General features: G+C 71.5%; 9 protein-coding genes and 1 pseudogene. 9 read left to right on the top strand and 1 reads right to left on the bottom strand.

The features are described 5' to 3' along the window. Positions 1-87 precede the first annotated feature (87 nt). The 7 genes and pseudogenes from I4I78_RS32570 to mobF all read left to right on the top strand — a co-directional run. Positions 88-360 (top strand): annotated as a pseudogene (locus I4I78_RS32570) (WhiB family transcriptional regulator); the annotation flags it as partial. Positions 361-554: 194 nt separating this feature from the next. Then, on the top strand, positions 555-1,103 hold the full coding sequence (locus I4I78_RS04320) for a hypothetical protein (RefSeq protein ID WP_218609868.1): 549 nt from the start codon (positions 555-557) through the stop codon (positions 1,101-1,103). Continuing rightward, the gene (locus I4I78_RS04315) at positions 1,103-1,375 is read left to right on the top strand and encodes a hypothetical protein (RefSeq protein WP_218609867.1); all 273 of its coding nucleotides are present in this window, start codon (positions 1,103-1,105) and stop codon (positions 1,373-1,375) included. Before I4I78_RS04320 ends, I4I78_RS04315 begins: the two co-directional genes overlap by 1 nt. Continuing rightward, positions 1,372-3,246 (top strand): type IV secretory system conjugative DNA transfer family protein, encoded by a 1,875-nt coding sequence (locus tag I4I78_RS04310; protein ID WP_218609866.1) that lies wholly within the window; start codon positions 1,372-1,374, stop codon positions 3,244-3,246. The genes I4I78_RS04315 and I4I78_RS04310 overlap by 4 nt, the downstream gene beginning before the upstream one ends. Beyond that, complete coding sequence (locus I4I78_RS04305) at positions 3,243-4,004, top strand: hypothetical protein (RefSeq protein WP_218609865.1); 762 nt, start codon at positions 3,243-3,245, stop codon at positions 4,002-4,004. The genes I4I78_RS04310 and I4I78_RS04305 overlap by 4 nt, the downstream gene beginning before the upstream one ends. A 54-nt stretch (positions 4,005-4,058) precedes the next feature. Further along, positions 4,059-5,048 (top strand): hypothetical protein, encoded by a 990-nt coding sequence (locus tag I4I78_RS04300; protein WP_218609864.1) that lies wholly within the window; start codon positions 4,059-4,061, stop codon positions 5,046-5,048. Between the two features lie 241 nt (positions 5,049-5,289). Continuing rightward, positions 5,290-9,747, top strand: a complete 4,458-nt coding sequence (gene mobF / locus I4I78_RS04295) for a MobF family relaxase (RefSeq protein WP_218609863.1) — start codon at positions 5,290-5,292, stop codon at positions 9,745-9,747. A gap of 55 nt (positions 9,748-9,802) precedes the next feature. On the opposite strand, the gene I4I78_RS04290 is transcribed toward mobF, so the two are convergent. Continuing rightward, positions 9,803-10,351: a hypothetical protein gene (locus tag I4I78_RS04290; RefSeq protein WP_218609862.1), complete on the bottom strand. Its 549-nt coding sequence runs from the start codon at positions 10,349-10,351 to the stop codon at positions 9,803-9,805. Positions 10,352-10,941: 590 nt separating this feature from the next. On the opposite strand from I4I78_RS04290, the gene I4I78_RS04285 reads away from it, so the two are divergent. Together I4I78_RS04285 and I4I78_RS04280 are read left to right on the top strand one after the other, a co-directional pair. Beyond that, positions 10,942-11,763, top strand: coding sequence for a GAF domain-containing protein (locus I4I78_RS04285; RefSeq protein WP_218609861.1), 822 nt, complete (start codon positions 10,942-10,944; stop codon positions 11,761-11,763). Positions 11,764-12,295: 532 nt separating this feature from the next. Further along, positions 12,296-12,961 carry a trans-aconitate 2-methyltransferase gene (locus tag I4I78_RS04280; protein WP_218609883.1) on the top strand — a complete coding sequence of 222 codons (666 nt, stop codon included), beginning with the start codon at positions 12,296-12,298 and terminating at the stop codon, positions 12,959-12,961. Positions 12,962-13,268: the final 307 nt, after the last annotated feature.

The raw sequence follows: 13,268 nt of genomic DNA, 5'->3' as shown, positions 1-13,268 counted from the left end.
GGGGTTCGGCCCGGCGACGGGTTCTTGGCGGAAGTCAGCCGCCGGGCCGATCTCTCCGCACCACTACAGGGAACAGGAGAGATGACGATGGTAGGACGCGAGCAGGGGACCGGCGAGGCCCGGGACTGGCGGAGCTCGGCGGCGTGCCGGGACCGCGATCCGGAGATGTTCTTCCCGACTGCGATCGACGGCCCGGCACTGGAACGTGCCGAGGTGGCGGCGAAGCGGGTGTGTGCCGGGTGCCCGGTCCAGCCTGAGTGCCTGGCCTGGGCGGTGGAGGATCTGCCGTTCGGGGTCGCTGGTGGGCTCGGCGAGACGGAGCGGGCGGGCCTGCGCCGGTCCGCCCGCCCGGTGCGGCGCCGTCGCAGGCCGGGCCCGTTCGCGCGGCCGGTGTGCTCGGTCGGCCGCACGCCGTCGGAGAGCCGGGAGGCCGGATACGCCGCCCTGGCCGGTGGCGGCGACCGCGACCGGGTCGCGCAGACGTGCGGGGTGTCACGGCGGACCGTGGACCGGTGGGCCGCCGCCCTGCGTGACGGTGTGGCCGGAGGTGCGCGGTGAACGCCGGCGGCACCACCCGGGACCACCGGACACGTGTTGCGCACCGGGTCCGAGAGCTGATCATCACGGCTGCGGTCGAGGCGTTCGGCGCGGTCCGCGATGACGTCCCCGTGGACGGTTTCCAGGTACTGACCCGGACCAGGCTCGACGACCCCATGGCAGCGGTACGGGCCGCCGACCTGATGGCGCGGGTAGCGCAGTCGCAGCGGACCGAGCACGCCCTCGACGCCCGAGCAGCGGGCCGTTCGTGGGACGAGATCGGCGCCGCCCTCTGCGTACCCGCCGACGGTGAACGGTCGCGGGGCGAGGCGGTGTTCGAGTGGCTGGTCGAGGGCCGCGCACCCGATCCCACCGGGCCGGGGGAGGGGTTGTTCCGGACGCCGACTACGTGGTGGCGCTGCGGGTCGTGCGACCAGCAGGTCGCAGACCGCGGCCCGTTCGAGTCCCACCCCAACGACAACGAGTCCGGCCACACCGAGGACTGCCCACGACACCGGGCCGCGGTCGCGGCATGGCGGGCTGACATCGAGGGCGGTGAGTGGTGATGGATCCGATCCTGACCGCGTTCTCTGTCGTGGCGGTGGTCGCGTCGACATGCATGGTGCTCGCCTGGTGGCGCCGACGGCCGTGGACCGCCGCGGCGATCGGCGTGGTCGCGGCGCTGGCGGTGACGCCTCTGCTCCGTGAGGTGCCGCAGCCGGTGATCGTGGCCGGGCTCCTGGTCCTGGTCGGCGCCGCCGGGTGGGCCGTCTGGCCGACGGCTGCCGACCGGCCGACCGTTGACACCGTGCCGGAGAGCCGGGAGGACGAGCGATGACCGGCGGAACGGTGTTGCTCGCGCTCGGCCTGTCGGTCGCGACCGCGCTGGCCTGGCGTCGTCGATCGTGGGGGCCGGCAGCCGGGTTCGGGGCCGGCGCGGTCCTGTTCGTCTCGGCGGGTGTCCGGTGGCTGGCCGAGCAGGTGACCTGGACGGGTCTGCTGCTGATCGTGGGCGTGGTGGGGCTGCTGGTGTGGCACCGATGGTCGCGCACCGCCGGGTCGCTGGGCCGGTGGAACCGGCGTTCGCGCCGCAAGTCCGGCGTCGCGTCCGGGGTCGACATCCTGCGGGTCCGCAGGCGGGTACGTGGGCTGGCGATGACCGTGCGGCCGAGCCTGTCCGCGCTGTCGCGCTGGCAACGTGCCGTGATGCCCTCAGCGACGGTCGGGGTGCGGATCTGCCGGGTCGGGCCGCTGTGGGTGTGGTCGTCGTGCGAGGGCGTGGTCGTCGTGATCGGCGGCCCCCGCTACGGCAAGACCGCCGCGCTGACCGACCAGATCCTCGACGCTCCCGGCGCCGTCCTGGTCACCTCCACCAAGACCGACCTCTACCACCAGGTCGGGCCGCTCCGGCGCCGGACGGGGCCGGTGGTCGTGTTCAACCCGGCCGGACTCGGCGGGGTGGTCTCGACGATCGGGTTCGACCCGCTCTCGGGCTGCGAGCAGCCGGTGACCGCCGCCGAGCGGGCGACCGACATGATCCCGCCGTCGCAGGGCGCCGGCGGATCGGGAGATCGGGAGCACTGGAACGACCAAGCCCGCCGCGTGCTGGCCGGTCTGCTGCACGCCGCCGCCCTGGGCGGACACACGATGCGCGACGTCCTGCGATGGGTCGCGGACCCGCAGCAGGCCGGGCGGGAGGTGCCGCCGTTGCTGCGCCGCGCGGGCGATCCGGCATTCGAGCAGGACGTGTTGCAGTTCTTCGACACCAACGACCGCACGCGCACGTCGATCACCACGTCGATCATGCCCGCGCTCGGGTGGCTGACCCACGGGCCGGCTGCCGCGGCCGGGCGCCCGGGTGCGGTGTTCGACGTGGAGTGGCTGCTGCGGAGCCGGGCGACGGTCTTCCTGCTCGGCGCGCGCGACGCCCGCACCACCGCGTTGATGTGCGCGCTCACCGGGCACATCGCCCGCGAGGCGCGCCGTCTGGCGGAGGTGATGCCAGGAGGCCGGCTGGATCCGCCGTTGCGGATGGCACTCGACGAAGCCACACAGATCTGCCCGGTGCCGCTACCGGAGTGGACCTCGGACATGGGCGGTCGCGGGATCACGATCATGGTCGCCTGCCAGTCCCGAGCACAGCTGATCAACACCTACGGTCCGCAGGGAGCAGCGGCGACGCTGACGAACGCGGACACGACCGTCGTGTTCGGCGGCTGCTCGGACCGTGACGACCTGATGCACTGGTCGACCCTGGTCGGGGAGCGTGACGAGTGGGTGACGAGCACCGACGCCCACGGCCGCGGGACCCACCGCAACCTGCGCCGGGTCCCGGTCCTGCAAGCCGCGCAGATCGCGGCGCTGCCCAAGCACCGGGTGCTGGTGTTGACCTCGGGGTGCCCGCCGGTGCTGGGCTGGGCGCGCAAGGGCTGGCGTCGCCGCGACGTCCGGGCATTGGCCGCGCACCGGGCCCGGTGTAAGCGGCTGCACGAACGGATCGGCCCGGTACCCGCCGTGCGTGTCACGGTCGGGCGGTGGATCGAGCGTGCCCTGGCCGCGGCTGCGGGGCGCTGGCCCGATCACGTCGGTGAGCGGGCGGGTCGGCGGCACGAGTACAACGCGATGCGCGAACGCCTCGACCTCGCCCGTCCCCGGGCACTCCCGGGACCGGCTCGGTCGGGTCGGTGGGCACGGAGGTGGGCCCGATGACCCCCGGCGGTGACATCGAGTTCGCTCGCGCCGAGACAGTGACGGCGCTGGTCGGCCAGCTCGACGGGATCCGGCGTGATCTCGCCGCCGCCACCCGGACCGCGGCGGGTGCCGCGGAGGCCACTGCCGGGGTAGCGGACGTCGCCGCCCGTGCGGACGAGGCGCGCACCCGGGCGGGCGAGGCCGCGACCAGAGTGGACGACCTGGCTCGCACGGTCGCGCAGCTCTCGGACGCGGTGACGGCCCTGGCCCAGAAGCCGCGCAGCGATCCGGCGCCGACGTGGATGCTGCTGCCCGTCGACCCGGCGGCGGCTGCCGAGGTGCTCGACGGGCTCGCCGGCTGGATGACGCGCGTGTACCTGCGCTACAGCGACGCCGCGGCGAGCCTGCCGGAGTGCTGGTGCTGGCACCCCGACGTCGTCGAGGAGCTGCTGTGGCTGATGCACGCCTGGATCGGCGCCTACCAGGGGCAGAAGGCATCGGTGGCCGCCGCGGCGGACTGGCACGACCGGCACCGCCCGGGCGTCGTCCGACGGATCGAGGCCCGCGCCGGGACCTGCTCGCGCGAACGCCACCAATTCCGCGAGGGCTGGACCACCGCGCCGTCCGGCGCACCCGTGGTCCCCGCCGAGGGCGAGCTGCGGCTGATCGCGGGGTGGTGGGGCTCGGACCGGGACCGGCCGGCGCCCGAGCCGCCACCGCGCCGGCCACGTCCGCTCCAGCGACCCGGCCCGCCCGGCCGATCGCGCACGGCCTGACCTGATCGACCACCTGACCACCGGCCCCCTCGACGGGCCGGGAGGAGACCTGCCATGACCACGAAGCCCTACGCCCGATCGACGGATGGCCGGCCCAGCGCGAGCGACACCCAGGTTCGGGCTGCCGCTTCGTTCCGGGCCGATCATCTCGGGTCCGCCGCACCGGCTCACGGCAGCCGGGCGGTGTGGTTCGCCGGGGGAGCCGTGGCGGCCGGTGCCGCGGTGGCGACCGCGCACGGTCTCTACGAGGTCGCCGTGGCCGCCCGGGTCCCGGCCGGCATCGCCTGGCTCTACCCGCTCATCACCGACGGCCTGGCCCTCGTGGCCTACGCGGCGACGTCGTGCCTCCCGCGGGCCGGAGCCCGCTACGCGTGGACGATCGTGGTGCTGGCCGCCGGGCTGTCCGGGCTCGCCCAGGCCGCCTACCTCGCCACCGACCCCGGCGGGCCGGGAGCGTCTGGAGCGCTGCTGCGGTTCGGGATCGGGGCGTGGCCGGCCGTCGCGGCGGCGGTCACCGCGCACCTGCTCTACCTGCTCTCGACACCGCCACCCCGGGACCACGCGTCGACCGCGGAGCGGGAGCGGGCGACGCCGGTTGACGCGTCGCTGTCAACGCCACCGCTCGGGACCGGGCGCGCGTTGCCCGTGCCCGGTGTGCACGGCGACCGGCGTTCGACGGCCGCCGCCGTACACGACGCGGCGGCCCGTGCACGCGTGTCCCGTGTGCACCCGGCCGCCGTGCACGCGCGCGCCGATGTCCGTCCGGCCGCGTCCACTGATCTGACCCGCGATCTCGAACCAGTGCCGTCGATCAGAGAAGCCGAGCCGTCGCGGGACGGCCAGGCACTCGGAGCGCCCTCGACGCCGCTCCGGGAGCGCGCGACCTCGTGCGCCGAGACGCACCGCGCCGACCACGGCGCGTGGCCCAGCGTCCGGACCCTCGCCGCAGCGGCCGACGTCTCCGAAGGCCTTGCCGCGAGGACCCTGCGCCACCTCCGGAACCAGACCCAGGACCCGACAGCGACGACCGAGACCAACTCATGAACGCCCCCGCGACGACCGCGCCGATCCGAGAGAACCAGACACAGACCGCGACCAGCACGAACTCACCAGAGCACAGCGACTACACCGAAAGCAGGAACACGAGCAAAGGATCAAGAGCCGCACACCCTTGCATCACGATCCGACGGGGCGGGCCGGCCTCCGGCCGGCCGCCTACGGGCGGTGACGCGTTCCCGCTCCGCTCGATGCTTCGGACCGCTCGCCGTGCGGGCGGTGAGCACTGATGGTGCTGAGAATCAACACTGGTTACAGCCCCGAGTACCTGCTCCGGGAGGTCGCGACCGGTCGGGAGAACTACTACACCGACGCGGTCGCCGAGGGCGAGCCACCGGGCCGGTGGTGGGGCGCCGGCGCCGAACAGCTCGGCCTCACCGGCCTGGTCGAGGCCCAGGACATGCGGGCCGTCTACGAGCGCTACCTCGACCCGCGCGCCGAGGGCTTCCGCGACCCGAAGGCGTGGGACACGGTGCCCACGCTCGGGCACACCGGGCGCAAGTACGCCACCGAGCAGGACCTGTTCGACCAGGCGCTCGAACGCGAGCCGGACGCCGACCCGGAACGGCGTGCACAGCTCTGGACGGAAGCCGGGCGTAGTGCACGGCACAACGTGGCGTTCTTCGACGCGACGTTCAGCGTGCAGAAGTCCATCACGCTCGTGCACACCGCGTTCGAGGCGCGCGAGGTCGCGGCCCGCACGGCCGGGAACGAGGAGGAGGCCGCGGCGTGGGGGCAGCTGCGCGAGGCGGTCGAGGACTCCATCTGGGCCGGGAACAACACCGGGCTCACGTTCCTGCAGCAGGAGGCCGGCTACACCCGCGTCGGACACCACGGCGGCGCCGCGGGGCGCTACGCCGACGCGCACAACTTCACCGTCGCGTCGTTCCTGCAGCACGACTCCCGCGAGGGCGACCCGCAGCTCCACATCCACAACGGGATCTTCAACCGGGTCCAGGGCCCGGACGGTGAATGGCGCACGATCGACGGCCGCTCACTGCACCGGGCGCGGCCCGCCGCTGCGGCCTTGGCCGAGCGGACGACGAACGAGCGGTTCACCGCCGCGGTCGGGATGCTGCTGGCCACTCGCCCGGACGGGAAGGCGCGCGAGGTGCTCGGCGTGGCCGCGGAGGCGATGGGGATCATCTCCAGCCGCCGCCACCAGGTGACGGCGAAGACCGCGGAGCTGGTGGAGGCGTTCGAGGCCCGGCACGGGAAGGCGCCGAACAGCTACCAGCTCGAACGCCTCGCCCAGACCGCGACGCTGGCCACGAGGAAGGGGAAGTCGCACGAGGGCACGACGCGCGAGCAGCTGCTCGACGACGTCGAGGCGCGGATGCGGGCCGAGGTCGACACGAACCTGTCCGCGATCGCCGACACCGCTCTCGCGGCCCGCCCCGACGAGTTGCAGGCGAACGGGTGGGTGCCGAGCGAGGTGATCGCCGTCGCCCTGCACGAGGTGCAGCAGTCGAAAGCGGTGTGGACGCGCGCCGATCTGATCGCCGCGCTGGACCGGGCGCTGCCGGACTACCTCGCCATGTCCGACGGCGACGACCTGACCAAGCTGCTGAGCACCCTGGCCGATGACGCGCTCGCGTCCGGCGGGCTCGGGGTGCAGGACGCCGGCCCCGCGGCGGAGAGCGAGCCCGACGCGTATCGGCTCGACAACGGGCGATCGGCGTTCACGGCGCCGGGCTCGGAGCTGTACGCGACCCCGGAGCACATCCACACCGAGCGGATCCTCGCCGGCGCGGCGACGGTTCGCGACGGCGCGGTCATGGCCGGGCCCTCGGTCGAGAGGTTCCTGACGGGGCTGGCGGCGGAGGGTGTCGAGCTGGGGGCGGCGCAGGAGGCCGCGGTGCGCGGTGTGCTCACCTCCGGAGCGCGGGTCGAGGTGCTGGTCGGGCCGCCCGGGACGGGGAAGTCGTTCGTGGTCGGCACCCTGGCGCGCGCCTGGACGGACCCGGAGCTGACCGGCGGTACGCCGCGCCGGATGTTCGGGCTGGCCACCGCGGAGGCGGCGACCGAGGTGCTGCGCGAGCAGGGACTCACCGCCCGCAACACCGCGCACTGGCTGGCCACACAGCAGCGCCTGACCGGCGGTCGCGGTGTCGACGAGGACCTGGAGTTCGCGCTGCGGGCGGGGGACATCGTGGTCGTCGACGAGTCGGCGACGGCCGACCTGTCCGCGCTGGCCGCGGTCCACCGGCACGTGGACGCGGCCGGTGCCGGCCTGCTGCTGGCCGGGGACCCGCGCCAGCTCGCCGCGATCGGCGCGGGCGGCGGGATGGATCTGGTCGCAGGGTCCGGCGCGCCCCGCTACGAGCTGAACGAGGCCCGCCGCTTCGAGGCCGCGTGGGAACGAGATGCATCGCTGCGGCTACGCGAGGGCGACCCGACAGCGCTGGACGACTACCACCGCGAGGGCCGGCTCCGCGACTGCGGAACCGTCGCCGAGGCTGAGGAGTCGGCCGCGACGGCGTGGCTGGCCGACACCCTCGACGGCAAGCGCTCGCTGCTGCTGGTCGACGAGAACGACGCCGCTGCGCGCGTCTCCTCCCAGCTGCGGGCCCGGCTCGTCGAACTGGGCCTGGTCGAGGAGGACGGCGTCCAGCTCGGCCTGACCGGAGCCACGGCAGGGGTCGGGGATCTCGTCGAGGCGCGTACGATCGGTCACGACCTCGTCGGCTACGAGGGCAACACCCGCCCGCCGCGGACCCGCGAGCTGTTCCGGGTGGTCGGGGTGCGCGACGACGGTGGACTCGAGGTGAGCACCGACCTCACCCGCCCGGCCCGAGACGCCGTCGCCAGGGCCGCGTCGTCGGGCGACGGCGAGACCGGGCAGCGGATGGTGCTCTCACCCCGCTATGTCGCGCAGGACCTCGCGCTCGGCTACGCCGGTACCCGCTACTGCGGGCAGGGCGCGACCGTGGACTCGGCGCACTCGGTGATCACCTATCAGACCGACGCGCCGGCATGGCTGGTCGGGCTGACCCGCGGCACCGCGGACAACGTCGCGCACTGCGCCACCGTCATCGAGGTCGCCGACCCCGCCCAGGGCGGCGACGCGCAGCGGTTACACCGGTCCCCGAAGGCGATCCACGCCGACGCGGTCGAGGCCGCGCAGCCCGACCGCTCCGCGCTCGCCGTCTCCGCGGACTCGCAGGAGTGGGCGCAGTCGTTGCAGACCCTCGGGGAACGCTTCTCCGATGTCGCCCACGAGGCCGCCACCGGCCGGACCGCGACGTGGCTGGACCGCCTCACCGACCACGGGGCCCTCACATCGGAGCAGCGCGACCAGCTCGCCGCCGAGGACGGCGCCGCCACCCTGACCCGCATCCTGCGCCGCGCAGAGGTAGCCGGCCACGACCCCTACGAGCTGCTGCACGACACGATCGCGAAGCAGCCGTTGGATGGGGCCCGCAACCTCGCGAACGTCGTCTACGGGCGCCTGCGCGACAGTGGTCACGACTTCACCCCGCGCGACGACGGGTGGGCCGGTTTGGTGCCCGCGCTCGACGACCCGCAGACCAGCCGGTACCTGCACGACCTCGCCGACCACGGTGACCGCCGTACCGCCGACCTCGGCGCGCAGACCGCCGCCGAGCCGCCCCGCTGGGCGACCGACCTCCTCGGCCCGGTACCGGACGCCGATAGCGACCCGGAGGCTCGGGCGCAGTGGGAGCGCAGGGCCGGCGACGTCGCCGGAGCCCGCGAGTTCAACGGCCACGACAGTCCCACCGACGCCGACCAGCCGACGGACGGATCCGAGATCCCAGCCGACCCCACCGAGGTCCTGGGGCGCGCGCCGAGGCCGGGCCGGGTCGAGGCCTATGCGTCGTTCCACGCCGGCTGGACCGCCCTCGGACGACCGGAAGCGGACCGGGAGGAGCTGGAGCTCTCCGACGGTGCGCACTTCTCTCGCATCCGCGCCTGGGACCGCGAGCAGCGGACCCTGCCTCCGTACGTGGCGCACGAACTCGCCGGCACCCGCCAGGCCGCCGACGACCACCGCAACACCGCCACCCTGCGCCGTACCGAAGCCGACGCGGCATCTGAACCCGACCGAGCCGCCGAACTACGGGCGCAAGCAGAGAAGGCGACCGCCGACGCAGCCGAACTCGACCAGCGGGCAGGGCAGCTCGCCGAAGCCGACCGCGCGCGGAACTTGGCGCTGATGGCCGGCGCGGTCACCCAGCAGAACGCGGAGCGATCACGGCTGATCGTCGCCCAGCGCGGCGCCGACCGTGCCGACGACCCGCCGGTGACGGCCGAGGAGTGGAACGCCGCCCACGACGCCGCGCAACGCGACGAGGAGCCCCACCGCGACATCACCGACACCGACCTGTCCGACGACCGCGACGAGCACGACCAGGCCCACGCCGACCGTTTCAGCGACGACCACCTCGGCAAGGACGAGGCCGCAGCGGTCGAGACCGACGCCGAGGACATCCGCGACGCGGCCGACCGCGATCCGGTCCGTGCGCACGTCACCCATGACCGGGTCGCGCCGAGCGATGAGAGCGCCGAGAACGCCGAACGCGCCCGTCGGACGCTCGCCGAGCTGGCCGCACGCCAGGCCTACGAAGCCAGCCAGACCGCTGAGGAGGACCGCGACGTCGACCTGTCCCAGCACGACCCGTTCACCGACACCACCGAAGACACCGACTCAGCAGGCGACGATTAGGCCAGCGGATCTCATTGGCGGGCGTGAGGCCATACCTACCGATAGCGGCCCGGCGTCACCGGCGGCGGGCAGGCTGCATCGCCACGTCGGCGGCTCGGGTGCGCTCGATCAGCTCGACGAGTTCACGCGAGCGCGGGTCAGCGGCCACGTTCCCGGCGGCGTCACGGGCCGGGATCTCGTACGGCGGCACCCGCCCACCGCGCCAGCCGTCACCGTTGCCGATCAGCCAACCCAGCGTCCGATAGATCCCCGAGCCGTGATCCAGCGTTGCCCTCTCGAAATCCGGCCGTACATAGGCGACGCCCTGCACGGCGCAGACACCACGCAACGTCCGCTCCGAGGTACCGCCCCCGTCGTTGAGCGCCATCGCCGCCCACATCTCTGCCGTCACCAACTGCCGCGTCAATGGCGACTCCGACCGGGCCGTCGCCGGCCCCACCCGAGCCGACCCCTGGACCCAGGCGATCGCTGCGCCGACCCCCTCGGCGTATGCCGCGTCGCACGGATGCGAGTTGGCCAAGTGGCGCCATCGGGCGAGCCACCCCAGATCCCGCACCTCGGCCAGCGACGGGACTACCCACCCCGCCTGCCATTCCACCGCCATGCCGGCAGTCTGACCCCGAGCACCGACAATTCTCACCGGCCTGGCACCCCGCAAGCGTGCTAGTGACCCGGACGATCTTGCAGCCGTGCGTTCAGACTTCCGTTCCTTTGATCAAAGCGGCGCCTCCGGGCGCCACGCCACGCGGGGCGTGCGGCCTCCGGCCGGTCCCCGCCTGGCGCACTACTTCCGCGGTCTCCGCGAGTAACGGTTACCGTCGACTTTTCCGGCGAGCCGCGGCGGCCGCTAGCTCGCCCTTTACAAATTCGGCAGCTTCACCATGTCGTCGAGCCCACCGTGCTTCGAAGTATCCGTCGGCATCCTCAATTAGCTCACCAACCGCCTGCTCCATCTCTGGGTCAACACTCGGAATCTTATGGCTTGATGCCGGACTCGCCATGCAACCTCCAATGGTCGTCGCTGTCAGTACACGACCGCTGACAGCGTGCAGACCGACTGAGTACATCAACGAGCGAGCGCACACGCAAGGATCGTAGCCCACTCGGCCCAGTGGAGGAGCAGTTCGTAGTTACCCTAGGTGACGTTGTGTCGCGATTTACATAATCGATCATCACAATGTAACCTCCAGCGCTATGCCTGGTGACACCCAGCCCCTAACTCGACGCTGGTGGACCCTGGGCATCATTGCCGCAGTCCTGGCGGCTGCCGCGTATGTGGCGCAAGTTGTTGCGGGCACCAACATCAAGCCCTGGCAAGTCGTCACTCTAACCGTGGTGGGCGGACTCGCCACTGCTGCTGTGATCGTTCTTGCGGCGGTCCAGACGTTCGCCCAAGCCAAGGCTCGTCAAGAAGCCGAGGCTGCGGCCGACGACGCGTCAGAACTCGCCACTAGAGCAGTCACCAAATTTGAGATTGCCCTGAACGACATCTTCTTGCCATATAGCGATATCCTCAGCAAGGCAGTCACCACTAATTCCGTCCAGAGGTCCGGCGTCCAGGCAGAGGCGCGCCGGGCGATAGTCAGCTACGCCTCGAATTTCATCGGCGCCGACCGCGTGCGAGCATGCTTCTTCGAGTTAAGCGGACACGTCGGGAGTAGACGGCTAGAGTGCAAAACTGTGTATGACGGTCGAGAAGGTGGCCCGTCAACAATCTTTCGTGAGAGCAATCCGAATCACCGTCACGTTTTCGAGCAGCTTGACAAGCGAGAGGCCGAATATTGGCCCGACCTAACTCAGAACCGCCCCCCGGGTGCGGTCAGCAGGGTCTATAAGACTTTCATCTCGGCGCCCGTGGCCACCGACGCTCGCATCTACGGTCTCCTTACCGTCGATGCCCTCGAACCTGGTGAGCTAACTCAGCGCCACGAACCTTTCATTCGCCTATTCGCTCAACTGCTTGCGGTTGCGTTGAAGGGCAACAAGACCGGAGAGAACTCTGGCAACCGTGCGTAGGACCGAGACCGGAGGTGGTCGGCCAGCCACCCTCACGTTGAAAATGCCAACGCAGGGAAGAGCGCCCTCGCCGGGCGGGCAGATCTCCGGGATGGCCGGGGTGTGGCATCCCGACGACCTCCCGGAGGGCTACCACGCGACGTCCCGGGGCGGAGCTGAACGAGCTCGGCCGGCGGTTGCGTCGAGGGCCCGCCCCCGGGACGGACGCGCGGTCGGGCGTGGCCAGGTCGACGGGATGTCACACGAACCCCTCGGTTGGGCTGTTCAGCCGGAGCAAACCCGGAGCGGACCACCCACGACCGTTCGCCACGCCGGACGACGCCCCGACACGAACGCGCAGGTCAACAGGCACGACGCGATACCCAGTGACACAGCCCGGTCCGGTGTAGCCGCTTTCGGGACGACGCGCTCCCGCTCGCGCGGGGGCAGATCTCCACGATGGCGGCACCGTGCCGTCACGGCCATCTTGACGCGGCCCTGGAGGCAACCGTCATCCTTACGCTGACCAGAACTTTCCACGAACGGGGCCGTGATGGATGCCGACTCGGGTAGTGGTGAACAGCAGCTGTTGGCAGAGCAAGTCAACTACTACCGGGCCGTCGCCGACGAGTACCTCGACGGCAAGCTCGACGAACCTGGTGGCGACGAACTGGCCGTCGCAGTCGCGAAGTTCGCTCCTGCTGGCGACGTCCTCGAACTAGCTTCGGGGCCGGGCACCTGGACTCCGCAACTGCTCCGGCGCGCCGACACTGTCACCGCAGTCGACTCCTCACGCGAGATGCAAGCGCTGGCTAAGCAGCGAGTCGCGCCTGATCTCGCGCGGGCGCGATTCGTCCAGGCCGATCTATTCGCCTGGGAACCTGACCGACGCTACGACGGCGTCTTCATGGGCTTCTGGATCTCACACGTGCCCTGGGGCCGCTTCGCAGAGTTCTGGGCCCTCGTCGATCGCAGCTTGCGCCCAGGAGGTCAAGTGCTGTTCGTCGATGACGCCCATCGCACCGAACAGGAGCTCATCCACGGAGAGGCATCAACGACTATCCAGCGCCGCCTGCGCGATGGCACCCCGCACCGCGCAGTGAAGGTGCCCCACACACCTGATGGCCTCGAACAAGAACTCACAAGTCTGGGCTGGAACGTCCGAGTCCACCAGACCGCCGGACCGTTCTACTGGGGCATCGGCACACGGCGCCCGTGAGCGACGCTAGCCACAACGCAGAGCTCCAGCTTGGCTAAGGCGACTTGGCTGAGCGAGTAAACCTCGGGTGCTGCCGTCAGTATTTCATTAACACAGCTAAACGAACATCTTCGAATTGATTCCGCAAATGCGGGCCTCTGGATCGGATTCCATTAATGAATTGCGGTCGCGTCCCGGAAGGATGAGCTCGCGTAGTTCGGGGCTACTCTTCATGCCGTTGACGTAACCCGCGGCGATATCTACGCATGACCGTGTCAGCTTCGGCGGGTCTTCTTTCAACGCTGCCTGGAGAACCGGGACAGCCGCT

The sequence above is a fragment of the Pseudonocardia sp. KRD291 genome (genome assembly GCF_019263595.1).
Taxonomy (GTDB): Bacteria; Actinomycetota; Actinomycetes; order Mycobacteriales; family Pseudonocardiaceae; genus Pseudonocardia.
Note: the sequence above shows the minus strand (reverse complement) of the source record. Positions and strands in the feature narration are given on the sequence as shown.

What these genes read in the sequence shown, in the direction of transcription:
- I4I78_RS04315 (WP_218609867.1), top strand. Translation starts at nt 1,103, where the DNA reads ATGGATCCGATCCTGACCGCGTTCTCTGTCGTGGCGGTGGTCGCGTCG.
- I4I78_RS04310 (WP_218609866.1), top strand. Translation starts at nt 1,372, where the DNA reads ATGACCGGCGGAACGGTGTTGCTCGCGCTCGGCCTGTCGGTCGCGACC.
- I4I78_RS04305 (WP_218609865.1), top strand. Translation starts at nt 3,243, where the DNA reads ATGACCCCCGGCGGTGACATCGAGTTCGCTCGCGCCGAGACAGTGACG.
- I4I78_RS04300 (WP_218609864.1), top strand. Translation starts at nt 4,059, where the DNA reads ATGACCACGAAGCCCTACGCCCGATCGACGGATGGCCGGCCCAGCGCG.
- mobF (WP_218609863.1), top strand. Translation starts at nt 5,290, where the DNA reads ATGGTGCTGAGAATCAACACTGGTTACAGCCCCGAGTACCTGCTCCGG.
- I4I78_RS04290 (WP_218609862.1), bottom strand. Translation starts at nt 10,351, where the DNA reads ATGGCGGTGGAATGGCAGGCGGGGTGGGTAGTCCCGTCGCTGGCCGAG.
- I4I78_RS04285 (WP_218609861.1), top strand. Translation starts at nt 10,942, where the DNA reads ATGCCTGGTGACACCCAGCCCCTAACTCGACGCTGGTGGACCCTGGGC.
- I4I78_RS04280 (WP_218609883.1), top strand. Translation starts at nt 12,296, where the DNA reads ATGGATGCCGACTCGGGTAGTGGTGAACAGCAGCTGTTGGCAGAGCAA.